General features: G+C 41.1%; 19 protein-coding genes, 1 pseudogene and 1 riboswitch. Of the genes and pseudogenes, 14 read left to right on the top strand and 6 right to left on the bottom strand.

Annotated elements, in window-relative coordinates; translation table 11 throughout:
• Window positions 1-189: 189 nt before the first annotated feature.
• The 3 genes from nhaC to AUO94_RS02285 all read left to right on the top strand — a co-directional run bounded on the left by nhaC (window position 190) and on the right by AUO94_RS02285 (window position 2,562).
• Entirely contained in the window at window positions 190-1,566 is a 1,377-nt protein-coding gene (gene nhaC, locus AUO94_RS02295) for a Na+/H+ antiporter NhaC (protein ID WP_058385741.1), read from the top strand.
• A 143-nt stretch (window positions 1,567-1,709) separates the two neighbouring features.
• A complete protein-coding gene (locus AUO94_RS02290) occupies window positions 1,710-2,129 on the top strand; it encodes a universal stress protein (protein ID WP_058385740.1) in 420 nt (139 codons plus the stop codon).
• A 91-nt stretch (window positions 2,130-2,220) separates the two neighbouring features.
• Window positions 2,221-2,562 carry a zinc ribbon domain-containing protein YjdM gene (locus AUO94_RS02285; protein WP_058385739.1) on the top strand — a complete coding sequence of 114 codons (342 nt, stop codon included), beginning with the start codon at window positions 2,221-2,223 and terminating at the stop codon, window positions 2,560-2,562.
• A 58-nt stretch (window positions 2,563-2,620) separates the two neighbouring features.
• Here the strand turns inward: AUO94_RS02285 and queE are convergent, their stop codons facing one another.
• The 3 genes and pseudogenes from queE to queC form a co-directional block, all read right to left on the bottom strand.
• The gene (queE, locus tag AUO94_RS02280; RefSeq protein WP_058385738.1) at window positions 2,621-3,328 is read right to left on the bottom strand and encodes a 7-carboxy-7-deazaguanine synthase QueE; all 708 of its coding nucleotides are present in this window, start codon (window positions 3,326-3,328) and stop codon (window positions 2,621-2,623) included.
• Window positions 3,325-3,749: pseudogene (queD, locus tag AUO94_RS02275) on the bottom strand (6-carboxytetrahydropterin synthase QueD). The gene queE and the pseudogene queD overlap by 4 nt, the downstream one beginning before the upstream one ends.
• Window positions 3,746-4,411, bottom strand: a complete 666-nt coding sequence (gene queC, locus AUO94_RS02270) for a 7-cyano-7-deazaguanine synthase QueC (RefSeq protein ID WP_058385736.1) — start codon at window positions 4,409-4,411, stop codon at window positions 3,746-3,748. The pseudogene queD and the gene queC overlap by 4 nt, the downstream one beginning before the upstream one ends.
• 6 nt (window positions 4,412-4,417) lie before the next feature.
• Window positions 4,418-4,461, bottom strand: a riboswitch (PreQ1 riboswitch).
• 120 nt (window positions 4,462-4,581) lie between these two features.
• On the opposite strand from queC, the gene AUO94_RS02265 reads away from it, so the two are divergent.
• On the top strand, window positions 4,582-5,520 hold the full coding sequence (locus AUO94_RS02265) for an NADP-dependent oxidoreductase (protein ID WP_058385735.1): 939 nt from the start codon (window positions 4,582-4,584) through the stop codon (window positions 5,518-5,520).
• A 52-nt stretch (window positions 5,521-5,572) separates the two neighbouring features.
• On the opposite strand, the gene AUO94_RS02260 is transcribed toward AUO94_RS02265, so the two are convergent.
• Both AUO94_RS02260 and AUO94_RS02255 read right to left on the bottom strand, forming a co-directional pair.
• Entirely contained in the window at window positions 5,573-6,040 is a 468-nt protein-coding gene (locus AUO94_RS02260) for a universal stress protein (RefSeq protein WP_058385734.1), read from the bottom strand.
• Window positions 6,041-6,269: 229 nt separating this feature from the next.
• Window positions 6,270-7,367 carry a M24 family metallopeptidase gene (locus AUO94_RS02255; protein ID WP_058385733.1) on the bottom strand — a complete coding sequence of 366 codons (1,098 nt, stop codon included), beginning with the start codon at window positions 7,365-7,367 and terminating at the stop codon, window positions 6,270-6,272.
• Between the two features lie 100 nt (window positions 7,368-7,467).
• On the opposite strand from AUO94_RS02255, the gene AUO94_RS02250 reads away from it, so the two are divergent.
• Together AUO94_RS02250 and AUO94_RS02245 are read left to right on the top strand one after the other, a co-directional pair.
• The gene (locus tag AUO94_RS02250; RefSeq protein WP_058385732.1) at window positions 7,468-8,148 is read left to right on the top strand and encodes a metal-dependent hydrolase; all 681 of its coding nucleotides are present in this window, start codon (window positions 7,468-7,470) and stop codon (window positions 8,146-8,148) included.
• 390 nt (window positions 8,149-8,538) lie between these two features.
• The gene (locus AUO94_RS02245) at window positions 8,539-9,846 is read left to right on the top strand and encodes a DRTGG domain-containing protein (protein ID WP_058386927.1); all 1,308 of its coding nucleotides are present in this window, start codon (window positions 8,539-8,541) and stop codon (window positions 9,844-9,846) included.
• Window positions 9,847-9,933: 87 nt separating this feature from the next.
• On the opposite strand, the gene AUO94_RS02240 is transcribed toward AUO94_RS02245, so the two are convergent.
• Window positions 9,934-10,239 carry a YtpI family protein gene (locus AUO94_RS02240; RefSeq protein WP_058385731.1) on the bottom strand — a complete coding sequence of 102 codons (306 nt, stop codon included), beginning with the start codon at window positions 10,237-10,239 and terminating at the stop codon, window positions 9,934-9,936.
• Between the two features lie 92 nt (window positions 10,240-10,331).
• On the opposite strand from AUO94_RS02240, the gene AUO94_RS02235 reads away from it, so the two are divergent.
• From AUO94_RS02235 to AUO94_RS02200, 8 genes are all read left to right on the top strand, one after another.
• The gene (locus AUO94_RS02235) at window positions 10,332-11,276 is read left to right on the top strand and encodes a DHH family phosphoesterase (protein ID WP_058385730.1); all 945 of its coding nucleotides are present in this window, start codon (window positions 10,332-10,334) and stop codon (window positions 11,274-11,276) included.
• A gap of 18 nt (window positions 11,277-11,294) precedes the next feature.
• Window positions 11,295-14,351: a DNA polymerase III subunit alpha gene (dnaE, locus tag AUO94_RS02230; RefSeq protein ID WP_237150205.1), complete on the top strand. Its 3,057-nt coding sequence runs from the start codon at window positions 11,295-11,297 to the stop codon at window positions 14,349-14,351.
• A gap of 113 nt (window positions 14,352-14,464) precedes the next feature.
• Window positions 14,465-15,115, top strand: coding sequence for a FadR/GntR family transcriptional regulator (locus tag AUO94_RS02225; protein WP_082707490.1), 651 nt, complete (start codon window positions 14,465-14,467; stop codon window positions 15,113-15,115).
• Window positions 15,099-15,971: an acetyl-CoA carboxylase, carboxyltransferase subunit beta gene (gene accD / locus AUO94_RS02220; RefSeq protein WP_058385728.1), complete on the top strand. Its 873-nt coding sequence runs from the start codon at window positions 15,099-15,101 to the stop codon at window positions 15,969-15,971. The genes AUO94_RS02225 and accD overlap by 17 nt, the downstream gene beginning before the upstream one ends.
• Window positions 15,964-16,932, top strand: a complete 969-nt coding sequence (gene accA, locus AUO94_RS02215) for an acetyl-CoA carboxylase carboxyl transferase subunit alpha (RefSeq protein WP_058385727.1) — start codon at window positions 15,964-15,966, stop codon at window positions 16,930-16,932. Before accD ends, accA begins: the two co-directional genes overlap by 8 nt.
• Window positions 16,933-17,109: 177 nt before the next feature.
• Window positions 17,110-18,069, top strand: coding sequence for a 6-phosphofructokinase (pfkA, locus tag AUO94_RS02210; protein ID WP_058385726.1), 960 nt, complete (start codon window positions 17,110-17,112; stop codon window positions 18,067-18,069).
• Window positions 18,070-18,091: 22 nt separating this feature from the next.
• On the top strand, window positions 18,092-19,852 hold the full coding sequence (pyk, locus tag AUO94_RS02205; protein ID WP_058385725.1) for a pyruvate kinase: 1,761 nt from the start codon (window positions 18,092-18,094) through the stop codon (window positions 19,850-19,852).
• Window positions 19,853-19,876: 24 nt separating this feature from the next.
• Window positions 19,877-20,263 (top strand): FxsA family protein, encoded by a 387-nt coding sequence (locus AUO94_RS02200; protein WP_058385724.1) that lies wholly within the window; start codon window positions 19,877-19,879, stop codon window positions 20,261-20,263.
• The last annotated feature ends 176 nt before the right edge of the window (window positions 20,264-20,439 follow it).

The following is a 20,439-nucleotide window of genomic DNA, read 5'->3' as shown; positions in this document are numbered from 1 at the left end:
AGACTGAATGGTAGGTGTAAATTCAGGCAGCAAATGGGATGAAATACGTCATCAGTTTTGATCGATTCGCAAAGAGTGGATGTTTGGTAAGCTAGAACATCAAATTGGGTGGTAACGCGGAGAAAACCTTCGTCCCTTTATTGGGACGGGCGTTTTCTCTTTTTTTTTTATAAAAAAGGAGAGTTTGTCATGCATAATATCAAATCAGTCATCACGCCAAGAGTTTCAGAAGCTATTTTAATAACAACTGCTATCTTTCTATTAATCAGTGTCAGTATTATTCGATTTAAATCAGTTCCACATCTTCCTATCTTATTTTCGGTTTTGTTGCTATTCGGTTATGGATTGTTAAAGAAAGTGTCCTACCGAACACTGGAAAAAGGATTAGTTGATGGTGCAGGTGCGGGAATGAGCGCAGTTTTTCTGTTTTTCTTTATCGGTATGCTCATTAGTAGCTGGATGATTAGCGGTACCATTCCAACGTTGATATACGCAGGCTTTACCTTGATTTCTATGACGTTTTTTTATGCTATTGTCTTTATCGTCACATCATTAATTGGATTGTCTATTGGTAGCTCACTCACGACGGTTGCAACGATTGGTGTGGCTTTTATCGGGATGGCGACGGCAATGGATTTGTCATTAGCCATAACAGCTGGTGCAATTGTTTCAGGCGCATTTTTTGGGGATAAAATGTCTCCGTTGTCAGACACAACAAATTTATCTTCGACCATTGTCGGTGTAGATTTGTTCGACCACATTCGCAATATGGGATGGACGACAATTCCCGCTTTTGTCATAACTCTAGGGTTGTTTGTATGGCTTTCTCCGGAGGCGACGGGAGCTAGTGTGCAGAACATCTCGATCTTTAAAGAAGGACTGTTAGCTACAGGCATGATTCACGGGTATACGCTTGTTCCATTAGTCGTGCTTATTGTTTTAACCTTGGCGAAAACACCTGCTTTAATGACGCTGGCATTAAGTTCAATATCAGCCATTGCGATTTCTTATCTGCATCAAACGTCTACAGCTTCCGAGATTTTTAAGGTGCTATTTAGCGGATATGTGTCTTCTACTGGTATCACAGAGATTGATAGTTTGTTGTCACGTGGTGGAATGGAGAGCATGATGTTCACGGTAGCCTTAGTACTGCTCGCGCTTAGTATGGGTGGATTGCTATTTACTTTAGGGATTGTTCAATGTTTGTTAGCTAAAGTAGAGAGCGTACTGAGAAAAGTTTCGTCGGTTATTGCGGCTTCGGCATTAACCGCAATCGGTATCAATATTCTGATCGGTGAACAATACTTGTCCATTTTATTGACGGGACAGGCATTTAAAGAGCCTTACGACAAAGTAGGACTCGCAGGGAAAAACTTGAGTCGCGTGATGGAAGATGCTGGAACAGTCGTCAACCCACTTGTTCCTTGGAGCGTATGTGGAATTTTCATTACGGGTGTTATTGGCGTTCCGACACTGGAGTATTTACCATTCGCATTCTTTTGTTTGCTATCGCCTGTTCTAACGATTTTATTTGGATTCACCGGAAAAACGCTAACATACAAGTAAATAACGACTATAAAGAGAAAACAGCTGACGTTTATCGTCATCTGTTTTTCTAGAGAAGCAGGGAATTTCAATAGAAAGTCGAATAGTGTCAGTAGAGGGTACTTATTGCAAAGTCACGGAAACTAGTTTAAAGGGGTGGAGAAATGTATCAATCAATTTTAGTCGCTATAGACGGTTCTGAAAATGCTGAACGAGCTGGAAAGCAAGCTGCCCAACTCGCAACGTTAGTGAAAGGGACAGAAGTGACAATCGTATACGTTTCTGATTTTGATGAAGACAGCAATGAAAAGGTTCACGATGGTGGTCAGCTCGAGTTTGAATTGTCGCGAAAGAAAAAAATTCAACCGATCAAAGAAGCTTTAGAACGTGGAGAAGTCTTTTACAAAATTGAAATGATGCACGGTCGTCCAGCACCCGTGATTATTGAAATGGCCAATGAAGGGGAATTTGATTTGGTTGTGATTGGCAGCAGGGGATTAAAGCCAGTATCGGCGCTAGTACTTGGCAGTGTCAGTCAGAAAGTTGTCAATCACGTGCATTGTCCCGTACTAGTCGTAAAATAACTCAGACGGACGAGTGGATAGTTCTGGTATACTGGTAAAAAGATTGTTGGTATTACTGATTAACTGACTAAAAGATCAGCTGGAGGAGAAAATGACTACATTACCGAATTGTCCTAATTGTAATTCTGAATATACGTATGAAGACGGCAATCTGTTTGTCTGTCCTGAATGTGCACATGAATGGAATTTAGCGATTGAAGCTGAACAGGATGAAAAAGAAAAAATCGTCAAAGATGCAAACGGAACGGTATTAAAAGATGGGGATGCTGTAACAGTCATTAAAGACTTGAAAGTCAAAGGCAGTTCGTCAACTTTGAAAATTGGAACAAAAGTAAAAAGTATCCGTTTGGTTGATGGTGATCACGACATTGATTGTAAGATCGATGGTTTTGGTCCGATGAAACTAAAATCGGAATTTGTTAAAAAAGCATAACACGAAAAAAACTCCGTCGACCTTTTGAGGTCGACGGAGTTTTTTCGTGTTTATCTGTTTAAACGCCGCGTTTATTGCCCCATACTAAAGTATGCAATTGCGGCAACACTTTGGCATCATTCATAATAGGGGACTGAATATGGTAATCAATTAATTGTTCGTATCTATGAAGTAAGGTAGTCACTAACTGCAAATCATCTGTCGTTGCAGTGTCTTCGTTACCTGTTTGTAAGAAAAATGGAACTGCCGGGTAACGCTGGTGAAGTTTTTCTGCATAAGCAAAGTCAATTTCGTCAAAAATAACAACTTTCAGGCTGACATTGGCATTTTGCAGTTTTTCTATAAATACATCTAGTTTCGTTACATCTGTTTTCATACCAGAACTAGGTGGTTTTGGTGACAAGGTAATATCATCGATTTCTATCATCCACTCTTGCCAAAGAGATGCCTGCGTTTCTACAGCCACTTTCCAGCCTTGCAAATGGCACAAATCAACGAGTTCACCGATACCTTTATGGAGAGCGGGATTGCCACCGGATATGGTGACATGCGAAAAGGCCTTGCCACCGGTTTGGATGAGTTCCTCAACGATTTCAGTAGGTTGTTTGGAGACGCTTGTGCCTGTGCCATCCCAAGTGAATTTAGAATCACACCAAGAACAGGAATAATCGCATCCTGCTGTGCGCACAAACATGGTTTTTTGTCCCATTACCATGCCCTCACCTTGAATGGTTGGACCGAAAATTTCCATCACTGGAATTCTCATAACAAGTCCTCTTGTTTCGGACGGAATACAACATAACTGGTTGGTGTTTCACGAACGATAACTTGCAGACAGTTGGGACGGTTGCTGGTCGCTTGCAGCATCGTTTGAATCGACTGCCACACTTGCTTAGCAAGAAGCTCGGTGGTCGGAAATTTAGTGGCAAATTCCGGATGATCGTTCAAGACACTGTGGTCGTATTTTTATGAATCAGTTCTTTTAATAATTTAAAGTCAATTAGAAAACCAATGGCGTCAAGTTCGTTACCTGCGATTGTAATGTTGAGGTGATACGTATGGCCGTGCATGACTTGGCATTTCCCTGCTTCTTCACTTGGAATAAAATGCGCTGCTGAAAAATGAAAGTCCTTATTGAGCTCAAATTGGAAATCGTGTGGAATTGTCGGATAAAATTGCTGCATCATGCTCTAACACCAGCCATTTTTTTATCCTGATAGCGAGCAAGTCCATCATTTCGCAATTTGCAGGCAGGACATTCGCCACAACCAGTGCTCGGGATGCCGTTATAGCAAGTTAAGGTCTTGTCTTGAATAAATTCAAAAGCACCAAGTGTATCAGAAAGTTCCCAAACCTCGGTTTTGTCGAGCCACATTAACGGCGTATGGATGATAAACTGCTTGTCCATTGCTAAATTTAATGTGACATTTAGTGAACGAATAAACGTATCACGACAATCGGGATAACCGCTGAAGTCGGTTTGACTTACTCCAGTAATTAAATGTTGGCAACCGATAGCGTCTGCATAAACTGCTGCAAAAGATAAAAATAAGTGATTTCTGCCTGGTACAAAAGTAGATGGCAATTCACCATCTTCTGCGGTCACGTCGATATCATCACGTGTTAACGCATTTGCTGAGAGTTGATTGATCAAAGTCATATCCAATACCTTAAATGATACACCTAGTTCTTCAGCGATTTTTCTGGCACACTCAATTTCAGCCGAATGACGCTGGCCGTAATCAAAAGTGACGGTTGCTACTTCTTTGAAATTCTTGATTGCCCAAAATAGGCAAGTGGTACTGTCTTGGCCACCGCTGAAAACGACGACTGCTTTTTCTTTTTTCATCTGTAACACTCCTTAGTTTTTTAGAGAGGGAGTTTGCGAACCTCTTTTAGCGAACAGTGTTAATAATAACATAATGTACCAGAAAAGAAGACTATAAATGCAAGTCTCCGGAAGGTGTACTATTTCTGAAATAGGGTATATTTATAGAATAAGGAAAGGGGATGTTTGACATGAGAGCAATTATTATCGACAGTTATGGTGGTACAGAACAACTGAAAGAAAGAGAAGTAGAAAAACCAACTATCAACGAAAATCAGGTGCTAGTTGAAGTTCATGCCACTTCTATAAATCCAATTGACTGGAAATTACGTGAAGGCTATTTAAAAGAAATGTTACCTTGGGAATTCCCGATTATTTTAGGTTGGGATGCAGCGGGTGTGGTTGCTGAAATTGGCACAAACGTTAAGCATTTCAAAGTAGGCGATCGTGTCTTTACGAGACCTGCGACAACACGTCAAGGGACTTATGCAGAATTTGTGCCAGTAGAAGAACAGCTATTAGCTCATATGCCAGAAAGCATGACTTTTGAAGAAGGCGCGGCAATTCCATTAGCTGGGCTAACTGCTTATCAATGCCTTGTCGACTTTGCCGAAGTTAAAAAAGGAGATAAAGTATTGATTCATGCGGGAGCCGGTGGAGTGGGAAGTATGGCCATTCAAATTGCTAACAGCATCGGAGCGTATGTAGCGACGACTGCAAGTGACAAAAACGATGAACTGGTCAAATCACTAGGTGCAAACCGTGTCATTAATTACAGTGAAGAAGATTTTAGTGAGTTACTGGAAAACTTTGATGCAGTATTAGACACAATGGGTGGAGAAGTACTAGATAAAAGTTTCAAAGTCTTGAAAAAAGGCGGGAAACTGATTTCGATTGCAGGTCAGCCTTCTGCAGAGAAAGCGCAAGAGCACGAAGTAAAAGCAAGCAGCTTTTGGTTAGAGCCGAGCGGTGAGCAATTACATCAGCTGGCTAATTTGTTTGTATCAGGAGAATTTAAACCTGCGATTGGTCACGTGTTTGAGTTTAGTGAGCAAGGGTTAAAAGATGCACACGAACTTAGCGAAACTCATCATGCTCGCGGAAAAATTATTATCAAAGTGAAATCTTAATAAAACGAAAAAATCCTTTCACATGAGTGAAAGGATTTTTTCGTTTTACGTATTAACCTGTTGGTGCATCGTCTTGAGCTTCTTCAGTACGTACAACCAATACATCACATTTTGCTGAACGAACAATGTGTTCTGAAACGCTACCGATTAGGAAACGTTCAACCGCATTTAATCCGGTAGCACCACAGATAATTAAATCCGCTTCAACTTTTTGTGCCAAATCTCTTGAAATCATTGTTTTAGGAGAACCATAATCGACAACAATGTTCACTTTTTCAACACCACCGGCTAACGCTTCTTTTTTATACTCTTCTAATAAATCTTCAGCAAACTTTTGAGCACGGTCAGCAATCGAGCGATCGTACGCTTCAATTGCAGCGAACGAACGGGTATCGATTACGTTTACCAAATTTAATGTAGCGTTATTCCGTCCAGCAATACCAACTGATTTTTTAAATGCCCACTCAGCTTCTTTCGAACCATCGACTGCTACAAGAATTTGACTGTATTTTAATGTCATCCTACATTCCTCCTTTATCTCTCTTTGTAAACATTCGCTAAAACTATCTAAGTTCCTGCTAAATTGGATGTAATTTCGTGAATTTTTTGTCTAATTAAAGGCGTCTTTTGACATGGTAATTAGATGAATAGAAATAAATAGCTAGCAGTAAAGTGATGGTTTAAACCAATCGTTCAATTTACGGTAAATGAAAAGCGACATCAGAATTTTTCTGGTGTCGCTGTGTCTATTAATTATGGATAATTTGAAGTTCTTTCGGGAATTTTGTCAGTACTTCGTAACCATCTGCAGTTACAGCGACGTCATCTTCAATACGAACGCCGATTTTACCAGGAATATAAATACCAGGCTCTAATGTAAAGACCATTCCTTTTTCCATTTTTATCGAATTCTCTCCATGAATAGAAGGGAATTCATGAACATCGATGCCTAAACCATGTCCTAAACGGTGTGTGAAATACTCACCGTATCCTGCATCTGTAATTACTTTACGTGAAATTTGATCAAGTTCAGCAGCTGTAACGCCAGGTTTGACCGCTTCAAGAGCAGCTGTTTCAGAACGATAGACAATATCATATACAGCCTTTTGCTCTTCACTAGGTTCTCCAAGCGCTAATGTACGGGTAATATCTGAGCAATAGCCTTTATGAACAACGCCAAGGTCAAACAATACCAAGTCGCCATTTTTCAATTTACGATCGCCAGTTTTACCGTGTGGTGAAGCCGCTTTGTCTCCAGCCAATACAGTTGTATCGAACGACATATGCGTAACGCCACGTTTTTTTAACGCTAATTCAATTTCTGTCATGACTTCAATTTCAGTAATGCCTTCTTTAATTGTTTTTGCAGCTACTTCAATCGCGTAATCAGCTAATGCCGCTGCTTCACGTAATATTCGAAGTTCTGCGTCATCTTTTATTACACGCATAGCATTTAACTGATCGTCTAGTTGTACAATTGTACGCGGCTCAAAGAATGAGAGAATCGCTTCGGAGCGATCTACTGTCATATGCGCTTTTTCAATTGCCATTGTTTTTAATTCAATGCCACGCGATTTTGCTGTTTTATATAAAATTTCCATGGAATTTTGTGTGTCTTCGTGACCGACGATTTCGCCTGTCCACCCAGCATTCTTTGCATCTGGAATTTCCATTTTAGGACAAATTAAAAAGGGTTCAGCTTCTGCGAATATCATGACACCTAGTAGACGTTCATGTGGATTACTTTTGAAACCACTAACGTAAAAAACGTTGTAGGGATCTGTAATAAATGCCGCATCAATTGAATGTTGTTTCAGGTAATCTTGTAGTTGGTTAATTTTTATCATATGTATTCCTCCTCTATATGTGTAGCATATCAAAAAACAGGGTATAAATCAGCTATATGACTTGAATTCACTATATTCAAACATCAATTGGAGGGATTTTATGCACGTCTCATATCATGGTCATTCTATTGTGAAAATCAAAACAGGTGAATATACTATTTTAATTGATCCATTTATTAACGGCAATGAGTTCACTGATTTAACGGTCGAAAAAGAAAGGCCAGATGTGATCCTCTTAACACATGCCCATAACGACCATGTTGGCGATACCGTCGAACTAGCGAAAAAAAGTAATGCGCAAGTTATAGCTGTATTTGAACTAGCTAATTATTTAGACAGTCTCGGTGTAAACGCAGTAGGTATGGGGTTAGGCGGCGCACACGAATTCGAGTTTGGTGTGGTAAAGTTCACAAAAGCATTTCACAGTTCTTCTTTCACAACAGCAGAAGGTGAAGTCGTTTATGGTGGCATGCCAGCTGGAATTTTATTTACAGCAGAAGGCAAAACAATTTACCATGCAGGTGATACAGAAGTGTTTGGTGACATGAAGATGTTAGGTGAGCGAAATGATATTGATGTGGCGTTTGTACCAATTGGCGATCATTTTACAATGGGGCCAGAAGATGCAGCTTATGCGGTCGAATTATTACAACCGAAAGTGGTTGTTCCGATCCATTACAATACATTCCCGCCCATTAAGCAAGATCCTGAGTACTTTAAGTCGTTAGTAAAAGATGCACAAGTAAACATTTTACAGTCAGGCGAAAGCATTAAACTGTAGCACATAAAACAACCCGAAGAGTAAAAACTTTTCGGGTTGTTTTATGCCGTTTATGCCTGTCGGACCAAAACGCCCGTCTCCACTTTTCGATTTGTCTAGTTGCGCCGGGCTGCTCCTCGGGACATAAGCCACAGTGTCAGTGCGGCTGAAGAAATGCCGCTCGGCCACTGCGTCTTATGCCTGTCGAACCAAAACGCCCGTCTCCACTTTTCGATTTGTCTAGTTGCGCCGGGCTGCTCCTCGGGACATAAGCCACAGTGTCAGTGCGGCTGAAGAAATGCCGCTCGGCCACCGCGTCTTATGCCTGTCGGACCAAAGCGCCCGTCTCCACTTTTCGTGTACTTATGCTACACTGTAAGGTAAAGGAACGTAGAAAGAATGGGTGAAATCATGGCGACTAAGCATGAACAAATACTGGATCATATTGAGACTTTAGCTGTGGGGGAGAAAATCTCGGTACGGCGTATTGCGAAGGATTTGCAGGTCAGTGAGGGAACGGCTTACCGCGCGATTAAAGAAGCAGAAACAAACCGATTGGTGTCGACCATTGAACGTGTGGGGACAATTCGTATTGAACGTAAAAAGAAAGAAAATATTGAACGATTGACCTATGCTGAAATTGTCAATATTGTTGATGGGCAAGTGCTGGGTGGTAGAGCTGGGCTGCACAAATCCCTCAACAAATTTGTTATTGGGGCCATGCAGCTAGAAGATATGATGCGTTACACAGAAGCAGGCAATTTACTAATTGTTGGGAATCGTTATAAAGCACATGAATATGCACTTCGTGCAGGTGCGGCAGTACTTGTGACCGGTGGATTTGAAGCATCGGATGGCGTAAAAAAATTAGCGGATGAATTCGAGCTTCCGATTATTTCGACTAGCTACGATACGTTTACGGTTGCCACAATGATTAATCGAGCCATTTACGATCAATTAATTAAAAAGGAAATTTTGTTAATTGAAGATATTTTAATTCCGCTAGAAGAAACCGATCATTTAAATCTTAAGGAACCCATTCGTCGTTATCACGAATTAAATGAAGAAACGACACATGGTGGCTTCCCAGTAGTGGACCAATCCAATCGATTGGTCGGCATTATTACTTCGCGTGATGTGATTGGGCATCCGCCTACGGAATTAATAGAAAAAGTCATGACTAAAGATCCCATTACCGTCTCAATGCAGACCAGTGTTGCGGCGGCAGGACATCGTATGATTTGGGAAGGCATTGATTTACTGCCTGTTGCGGACGACTCTGGCAAATTGAAAGGCGTTATTAGTAGGCAAGATGTGTTAAAAGCGATTCAAACGGCTCAACGCCAGCCACAACAAGGCGAAACAATTGATGATATCATCAAAAGTCAACTTCACCAACAAACTAGCGACAAACTATTGCTCGAGTTTCGCGTGACACCTCAAATGACGAATGCTTATGGTTCGATTTCTCATGGTGCGTATACCATGATTTTAACCGAAGCGGCATCGGCAATATTAAAAACGAAAAACCGAAAAGATAGTGTATTAGAAAACTTAACCATTTATTTTTTGAAGCCGGTTCAGTTGGATGTGCTGGTGTACGTCAAACCAACCATTTTGGACATTAGTCGAAAATCTGCCAAAGTTGAAGTTGAAGTATCTTTGGAAAACGAAATCGTCGGAAAAGCCATGTTGACTTTCCAATTACTAGATCGTTAAAGCAAAAAGACCTCTAAAAGGCAGCAGGCACACTCAGTAAACGAGTGTGCCTGCTGCCTAATTAGTCTGTCGGGCAAATGGAATCACTTATGGATTCAAATCTGCTTCTTCTTCCAGAAATACATGATAATGACGCGCCGCTTTGTAGTTGTAATAAACCAAAGCTAGACCAAGAACAATGAAAATAGTTGAAATGATGTACGTAATCACGGTTTGAAAAACGAATAGTTGATTGACACCAAAAAAGGCGACAAAACTTCCCAACGCCATCGATGCACGTGCAGCATACCATTTTTTTCGAATGGGCAAAACGGTGCGTGTGCGGAATTGCTTTGTTTTGTTATAAAAATAAATGACAAATGATACAATAATTAAAACGACAAAAATGAACATAAGGACCTCCTGAATTCCAAAACTCATTATCATTGTACTGAGAACTGAGTAAAATTGCGAATGGATTTCCTTATAAATGGAGGAACTCGGAAATGAACAGTCAAATCATCGACACAATTAAGCAATACAGCACCATTATTATTCATCGTCATGTGCGACCCGACCCGGATGCGTATGGTTCACAACTTGGTTTAAAGTACTTGCTGGAACAAAACTACCCAGACAAGCGTATTTTAGCTGCCGGTACACACGATTACACGATGGATTTTTTAGATTTTCCTGACACTGTCGAAGATCAAGATTTCGAAGGGGCTTTAGTAATTGTCACAGATACTGCCAATACAGAACGTGTGGATGACCAACGCTATAAGACAGGCGACAAACTCATCAAAATTGATCACCATCCAAATGACGATGCCTATGGAGACATCGTGTCTGTGGATACAACGGCTAGTTCAGCATCTGAATTGGTTTATGACCTTTATACATATGGTCGTGAACATGAAGACTGGAACATGTCAGCAAAAGCAGCTCGTTTATTGTATGCAGGAATTATTGGTGACACTGGACGATTCTTATTTCCAAGTACCACACAAAAAACTTTTTCAGTTGCCGGTGAGTTGATCAAATACGATTTTGATCGCAATGCGCTGCATAACGGCATGTACGAAATGGATCGTAAATTATTGCATTTGCAAGGATATATGTACCAGAACTTCAAAATGGATGAAAATGGTGCGGCGTATGTTAAAATCACCAAAGACATTTTAACAGAATTTGATGTTACAGCAACAGATACTTCTTTATTGGTTGGTTCGCTTGGAAATGTAAAAAATATAAAAGCGTGGGTTATTTTGATTGAAGAAGACCGTGAAATTCGAGTTCGATTGCGTTCGAAAGGGCCCGTTATTAACGAGTTGGCTAAAGAATTTGGTGGCGGAGGTCACCCGCTGGCTTCTGGGGCAACTGCGTATTCATGGCAAGAAGCTGACCGTGTTATTGATCGTCTAAAAGAAATTTGTGCAACTGCAAATTAAGGAGGGAGTTTATTGTCAATGGTTTATCCGCATATAAGCACATCAGCCGATTTGCTGAAAAGCACGGTGCGCCTTGACGAACTTTTCCCTTATTTAAAGGAACAAGGAGCCACATCAGTCGCAATCGTTAATACAAAATTGTATGGCATTTTACCGTTTTGGGAAGAATGTCGTCGTGCAGATATTCACGGAGTAATTGGTTTATCAGTTTTTATCGAATACGAAGAGCAGCATTATCCAATCATTTTGTATGCCCAGACCAATAAAGGTTATGGCAACTTACTGAAAATCTCCAGTGCTCTTTCGACGAGAGACAAAGAGGCAATACCTGAACAATGGTTAAAAGCTTATAAAGAAGGCTTGATTTGTGTCATTCCAAACAAAGCAGAGTGGCTATTAGCTGATCGAAGTCAGGTTTTCCAATTTGTAAAAGACTTGTTTGGTGTTTGCGCTTTTGGAAGTCTTGAACGTCCAGGTGGTGTTAAGTCTCAATACGAGTCGACGTTTATTGAATTGTGCGACACCATCCAATTACCCATTATCGCAACACACGAAAGTCGTTATTTGCGTGAGCAAGATGCATTTGCTTATGAAGTGGCATCTGCGATTGGTCAAGGGCTAAAGATGAACGATCCGCAAAGGCATGAACCGGAGCACACGAGTGCCTATATTCCAAGCCCTAAAGAATTGGAATCTTGGTTTGTAGATCATCCGGAATGGCTCTTGCGTACAACAGAACTGATGGCAAGTTGTCACGTAACAATTCCAATGAATCAGCAATTGCTGCCGGTTTTTCCTGTGGATGAAAAAGTTGACAAAGCGACTTTTATTGCGGAGCTATGCAAATTGGGGTTAGCTGAACGGAAAGTCGGATTTTCAGAAATTTATCAGCAGCGTTTAGACTACGAATTATCGGTCATCGCTAAGATGGGCTTTATCGATTATTTCTTGATTGTTGCAGATTTTATGAAATATGCCAGAGATCAAGATATTTTAACAGGTCCTGGACGTGGCTCTTCGGCAAGTTCACTTGTTGCGTATTCGCTGAAAATTACCGATGTTGATCCGATTGAACATGGGTTGTTATTTGAACGTTTCTTGAATCCAGAGCGAGTTACGCTGCCAGACATTGATATCGATTTTGCTGATCACAGGCGCCACGAAGTGGTCGACTATGTAGCGAAAAAATACGGTGCCATTCGCACGGCGCAGATTATTACATTCGGCACCTTATCAGCGAAAGCCGTTGCACGTGATACTGCCCGTGTGTTTGGTTTTGAAGCAGAAGAACTCGAAGCCATTTCAAAAATGATTCCAAATCGTCCAGGAACGACATTGCGTTCAGCTCTTAAAGAGTCTACTGCATTTAACGATTGGATTATTGAAAAAGAAGAACGCAAATCTTGGTTTAAAACCGCGTTAAAATTAGAAGGCCTGCCACGCCATGCTTCGACACATGCAGCAGGTGTGATTTTAAGCCCGACGCCTCTAGTGGACCACGTGCCCATTGAAAAAGGTCATGAAGGAATCTATTTGACGCAATGGCCAATGCAAGAACTCGAAGCCATCGGTTTGTTGAAAATGGATTTTCTTGGTTTGCGTAATTTAACCATATTAGAACAAATCCGTAACTTGGTTTATTGGGATACCAAAAAGCGAATCGATTATAGAAGCCTTCCACTAGAAGACGCTAAAACCTATCAACTGCTGGCCAAGGGCGATACGACTGGCATTTTCCAATTAGAGTCTGACGGCATGCGGCGTGCGCTACAACAAATCAAACCAACGGCTTTTGGTGATATTGTTGCTGTCAATGCCTTGTTCCGACCAGGTCCAATGGAATTTATCCCTCTATATGCGAGACGGAAACACGGACAGGAATCTGTTAAATACGTTCATCCGATTCTTGAACCAATTTTGAGCGAAACATACGGCGTCATCGTCTACCAAGAACAGATTATGCACATTGCCGCGAAAATGGCTGGATTTTCTCTTGGACAAGCCGATCTATTACGTCGCGCTGTCAGTAAGAAAAAAAGAGAAATTCTAGATGAACAGCGTGCACACTTTGTCCGAGGGGCAAAAGCCAAAAATTTTACAGAAGCAGAAGCGGCAGAAGTTTATGATTTGATTGTTCGTTTTGCCGATTACGGTTTTCCAAAAAGTCATGCGGTTGCTTATAGCATAATTTCTTATCAACTAAGCTATATGAAAACCCATTATCCAGTCTATTTCTATACCGGAATGTTGACCAACAGTGCGGGTAATGTCGATAAAACAAAACAATTAATGCAAGAAATCAAAGAAAAGAACATCCCGTTGTTGTCACCATCTATTCAAAAAAGTCGTCATTCGTTTTCTGTAGAAGCTGGCGAAATACGAATCGGTTTGAATGTAGTAAAAGGAGTTCCAGGTACGACTATTAAAGCGTTACTGGCTGCTAGAGAAAGTGGACCGTTTAGTAGTTTGTTTAATATTGCCGAACGTATTTCGGCTTTGCATTTTAACCGTAAATCATTTGAGCCACTCATTAAAGCAGGTGCTCTGGATGAATTTGGTTATGACCGTGGAGTGTTACTGGCGTCGCTTGATAGTGCCATTAAGCATGCTGAACTCGTTAAGCCAACAGAAGATCCTGGCTTGTTTGATGATATGGGCTCTAGCTTCATGAAACCGAAATACACGAAGGCTACAGATATGCCTGAAACGCTAAAGCTTGACTATGAAAAAGAAGTTCTTGGTTTTTACTTGTCGAAGCATCCGATTGAACGTGAGAAAGAAAATCGTCAAAAAACCTATCAAGATCTGAAATCGCTGAAAAACAAACGGGATAGGGAATCGGTAACGGTTTTAGGTATGGTAGAAGATGTCAAACGGATTCGTACAAAAAAAGGAGATGCTATGGCATTTGTCACTTTAATGGACGATACGGGTCCAGCTTCCGTTACGTTGTTTCCAGTGGAATACGCTAAATACACTCCTCTTTTGGAACTCCATGCTGTACTCGAAATTCAAGGTATAGTCGAAAATCGTAATCAGAAAACGGCTATTATCTGTAAAACAATAGAAACTTGACTGCTTTTCTCAAAGAAAAGCAGTTTTTTCTTTACGTAACAGTATTTTTTTTGTAAGGTAAAGGATATGAGTGGCCAGACCACTTTCAAAAAAATGGGAACTGAGGAACCATCATGAATCAATCGAAACGTTATTTAGATATAGTACGGGACATTCGTGATATGATTCGACAGGAAAAAATCAAGCCTGGAGAGCGCATTCCATCTGAAAGAGAATTGGCTGAAACGATGCAAGTGGGCCGTTCAACATTGCGAGAAGCGCTTCGTAGTCTTGAACTGTTGGGGTTGATTGAGACTCGTAGAGGAGAAGGTACCTTTTTGTCTGATCACAGAAACCATAAATTGGTTGAAGTTCTATCAACTTTTGTTTTACAGGATAATCGGTCACATGAAGATGTCTGGGAAACTCGGTTGCTTCATGAAATCGCTGCTATTCATATAATTTGTCGAAATGAAACCATTAGCCAAATGAAAGTTTGGGACAGTTTTCGGTTGCGCTTAAAAGATGAAAGTTTTCAGCGTCAAGACTTTGTTAGAGAACTAATGGTCTTGTCTGGCAATCGTTTGTCGTTAAAAATTTGGTTTTTGCTTACGCAATATAGTGGCAACCCATATGATGGAACCATTTCTTTTGATGAAATTGATTTTATGAACAGTATACTAGTAGCAATCGAGCAACAAGACGCAGATACAGCTATTCGAGAGTTTCGAACTTGGAGTGACTGGCTAAAAAAGGAGAGAACACACAATGGCAATCATTCGTGATATTTTTAAACGCAATAAAGATAGCAAAGAAGCAACCATGCCGTCAAAATCTGCAAAAGATGTACCAGAAGGTTTGATGACGAAATGTCCTTCTTGCAAGGAAATTACCTTAACAAAAGATTTAGAAAAAAATAAAAAAGTTTGCCCGAAATGCGATCATCATTTTAAAATGACCGCTTACGAACGGATAAATAGTTTATTGGATGGAGACAGCTTCGAGTCAATGGACGACCATTTGAAATCACAAAATCCGCTTGGCTTTCCAGGATATACGGAAAAAGTTCAAGCAGACAGCGAAAAAACTGGTTTGAACGAAGCCGTGTTAACGGGTTCTGGTAAACTGCAAGGACAAGATATTGTGTTAGCTGTAATGGATTCGCATTTCCGTATGGGTTCAATGGGCTCGGTTGTCGGTGAAAAAATTACGCGCGCCATTGAAGCGGCTACAGAACGCAAATTGCCATTTATCATTTTCACAGCGAGTGGCGGTGCGCGTATGCAAGAAGGGGTTTTATCTCTAATGCAAATGGCGAAAACCAGTGTAGCATTAAAGCGTCACAGCAATGAAGGTTTACTTTTTGTGTCAGTCTTGACGCATCCAACAACAGGTGGTGTATCAGCAAGTTTTGCATCAGTAGGAGACATCAATATTGCCGAACCAAAAGCACTGATCGGTTTTGCAGGTCGTCGCGTTATTGAGCAAACCGTCCGCGAAAAATTGCCGGAAGATTTTCAGACTGCTGAGTTTTTATTGGCGCATGGTCAATTAGATGCAGTTGTCCACCGTGCTTCGATGCAACATACACTGGCGACCATCGTGCGCCTTCACACGAAAGGAGCTGTCACAAATGGTTAAAAAGAACGGTAAAAAAACATTGCCTTTTGAAGAACCACTTATTCAGCTGCGTGCAAAAATCTCTGAGCTAAAAGATTACACAGCAAACGCTGAAGTAGACTTGAGTTCAGAAATCAAGTCTTTAGAAGAGCGTTTCTCTAAACTAGAAGAAGAAATTTACGAAAACATGAAACCTTGGGACCGTGTTCAAGTGGCTCGTCATCCTGAACGACCAACAACGCTCGATTACATACCGATGATTTTTAACGATTTCATTGAATTGCATGGAGATCGCTTGTACGGAGATGACGCTGCCATCGTTAGTGGAATCGCTTCTTTCCACGGTCAGCCGGTTACTATTATCGGCCATCAGCGTGGCAAGGACACAAAAGAAAATGTTCGTCGTAATTTTGGTATGCCTCATCCTGAAGGCTATCGAAAAGCCTTGCGGCTAATGAAGCAAGCTGAAAAATTCAAGCGTCCTATCATTTGCTTGATTGACACAAAAGGCGCCTATCCTGGAAAAGCTGCAGAAGAACGCGGACAAAGTGAGGCCATTGCACGTAATTTAGTCGAAATGGCTGGACTTGAAGTGCCGGTTTTGTCAATTGTCATCGGTGAAGGTGGAAGTGGTGGTGCACTAGCACTTGGTGTCGGAAATCAAATTTTAATGCTAGAGAATTCGACATTCTCTGTTATCTCTCCTGAAGGAGCAGCATCCATTTTGTGGAAAGATTCTGCGTTAGCACAAACAGCTGCTGAAGCGATGAAAATTACAGCGCCTGACCTTTTGGAAATGAAAATAATTGAACATATGATTCCTGAAGTGCGTGGGGGTGCGCATCACAATCCTCAAAAGCAAGCAGCCATCATTTCAGAAGCAATCAGACGTTCATTGGAAGAGTTGAACGGGATGTCTGGAGAAGAGCTGATTGAACAGCGTTATAACAAATTCAAATCAATTGGTGTATTCAGCGAATGATGAAAAACCGCCTCGGCGGTTTTTTTGATTTCCGCAATACAAACAATAATATTTTTTCTGGAGGATAAATCAGACTACCTTCATAAACACTTAACATGTCTCACGACTTTTCAGGACTGACAGTAAGGCCATGTCGTGGTAAGGTAAAAAGAGTAAATGGACTGCAGGAGGGCTACTATGAAGAAAATTGGAGTTTTGACAAGCGGGGGAGATTCACCTGGCATGAACGCTGCTATTCGAGCAGTTGTTCGAAAAGGAATTTTTCATGGCATTGAAGTGGCTGGCGTTTATTCCGGATACCAGGGATTAATCGAGGGCACTATTAAAACGCTAGAAGCAGGGGACGTCGGTGACATCATCCAGCGTGGAGGAACGAAGTTATTCTCAGCACGTTGCGAAGAATTCCGTACAGAAGCTGGCCAATTAAAAGCAATTGAACAAATGAAAAAAGCCGGTCTTGAAGGACTGGTTGTTATCGGTGGAGACGGTTCGTACCAAGGAGCGATGGCTTTGACCGAAAGAGGTTTTCCGTGTGTCGGTGTTCCAGGAACTATTGATAACGATATTCCAGGAACCGACTACACAATCGGTTTTGATACGGCGTTGAATACAGTTATCGAAGCAATCGATAAAATTCGTGACACTGCAACGAGCCATGAACGAACGTTTATTGTCGAAGTGATGGGCCGTGATGCAGGTGACTTGGCATTATGGGCCGGGCTTGCGGGTGGAGCAGAAACTATTCTGATTCCTGAAGAAAGCTACAATATCGATGACATGATCGACCGTTTACAAAAAGGCCGTAATCGTGGCAAGCGTCACAGTATTATTATTGTGGCCGAAGGGGTTATGAATGGTAACGAACTAAAAGCTCTTATTAAAGAAAAAGCAGATATTGAAACACGGGTTTCAGTACTGGGTCATATTCAACGTGGTGGATCACCAACTGCGCGAGATCGTGTTTTAGGAAGTTTGTTCGGTGCACGGGCAGTGGAAGTTCTTCTTGAAGGCGTCGGAGGCAGGGCTATTGGCATGAAGAATCACCAAGTGGTAGACTATGATATGACAGAAGCATTTACTGCAGAGCATAATGCTGATATGAGTTTGTATACATTATCTAAAGAATTAGCAATTTAAAATAGTAAATGGAGTGAGTTTATTGAGAAAAACGAAAATTGTATGTACGATCGGTCCTGCAAGTGAATCACCTGAACTACTAGAACGCTTAATCGAAGCGGGAATGAACGTAGCTCGTTTAAACTTTTCGCACGGTAATCACGAAGAACACGCTTTACGTATTAAACGAATTCGCGAAGCAGCTGATAAAGCTGGTAAAATTGTTGGGATTTTGTTGGACACAAAAGGTCCTGAGATTCGTACACATCAGATGGAGAACGATTCGATTGAACTAGTAACAGGTCAGAAAATCGAAGTTTCCATGACTGAAGTGTTGGGGACTGCTGAGCGATTTTCAATTACTTACGACCAATTAATCGAAGATGTTAAGGCAGGATCAATCATTCTTTTGGATGATGGCTTGATCGAATTGCGTGTTGAAAGTCTCGATATGGAAAACGGCATTATCCATACATCAGTTCAAAATGCTGGAACATTAAAAAGTAAAAAAGGTGTTAACGTTCCAGGCGTTTCAGTTCAATTGCCTGGTATTACTGAAAAAGATGCACAAGATATCTTATTTGGCATTGAACAAAACGTTGATTTTGTTGCGGCTTCATTTGTTAGAAGAAGTTCAGATGTGATGGAAATCCGTGGCTTGCTTGAAAAAAACAATGGCTCGCATATACAAATTATTCCGAAAATCGAAAACCAAGAAGGTGTCGACAATATTGATGAAATCATTATGGTTTCCGATGGCTTGATGGTGGCACGTGGAGATTTAGGTGTAGAAATTCCAGCAGAAGAAGTTCCGCTAGTTCAAAAATCATTGATCGAAAAATGCAATAGTGCAGGTAAACCAGTTATTACCGCTACGCAAATGTTAGATTCTATGCAGCGTAATCCGCGCCCGACACGCGCAGAAGCAAGTGACGTTGCTAACGCAATTTTTGATGGCACAGACGCTATTATGTTGTCAGGTGAAACGGCCGCGGGTATTTATCCTGTCGAATCAGTCGAAACGATGCATCGCATTGCCGAAACGACAGAATCTGCGTTAAATTATAAGCAAATTGTTTCAAATAGAAGAAAAGAAAAAGAGTCGAATATGACAGAAGCGATTGGTCAAGCTGTAGCTTATACGGCTTTGAACTTAAAGGTTCGTGCCATTATTGCACCAACTGAAAGTGGCACAACGGCGAAAATGATTTCTAAATATCGCCCGGGAGCACCAATCATCGCAGTAACATCTTCAGAACGTCCAGCGCGCAAACTATCTTTAGTATGGGGCGTACAACCAATTATTGGTGCGTCAGTCCATTCGACAGATGAATTGCTCGAAAATGCAGTTGACGAAAGCTTGAAGCATGGCTATGTGAAACACGGCGACCTTGTCGTTATCACAGCAGGTGTCCCTGTAGGACAAGCGGGTACAACTAACTTAATGAAAGTTCATGTTATTGGCGATATCCTGGCTAAAGGTCAAGGAATTGGCAAGACAGTTGCTTTTGCAGAAACTGTCGTTGTTAGAAATGCAGAAGAAGCACTAGCAATCGATACAGAAGGTAAAATCATCGTAACAATCGGAACAGATCGTGACATGATGCCAGCCATCAACAAATGTGCAGGGATTATCACCGAAGAAGGCGGATTAACGAGTCATGCAGCAGTAGTTGGTTTGAGTCTTGGAATTCCGGTTATCGTGGGTGTTAGAGAAGCAACTACTCTAATTAAAACAAATTACGATATTACAATGGACGCAGAATCAGGCATCGTCTATCACGGCCATGCAAGTGTTCTGTAAAATTCCACAAGGAGGCTGGTCAAAATGATGAAATGGATTTTCTTGGCCTTAATTATTGTACCGTCTCTTGAATTGGCTTTGTTAATCTGGGCAGGAGGCAAGCTTGGCTTTTTCGTTACGCTGGCAATTATTGTGGCAACGGGCTTGTTAGGCGCTTTCCTGGCTAAAAAACAAGGTTTAAAAGCATTAAAAGATATTCAAGCAGGAATGAATAGTTTCGAGGCTCCTGGTGATCAATTGTTGAATGCGGCATTCATTTTAGTTGGCGGAGTTTTGCTGCTGACGCCTGGGTTTATCTCTGATGCAGTGGGATTTACACTGCTTTTTAGCCCTACTCAAAAAATGTATAAGCCATTCATTTACCGAATGATTCACAAAAAGATGAAAAACACCCGGGTTATCGTAAGATAATGCCGGGTATTTCCATCGTTTCAGAGAGGAAATTTAATTTCTATAAGCGTTTCCATTCACAAATTCTACAAAGTTGATTATAATAGCTTAGTAAGGTCAAAAAACAGAAGTTCATAAACGCAGATGAGACATCATTCTGCATTTTTTTTTGGGAATGGTGAATTAGATTAGAGAAG

Source organism: Planococcus kocurii, from assembly GCF_001465835.2.
Taxonomy (GTDB): domain Bacteria; phylum Bacillota; class Bacilli; order Bacillales_A; family Planococcaceae; genus Planococcus; species Planococcus kocurii.
This window is presented reverse-complemented; position numbering and strand designations above follow the sequence as displayed.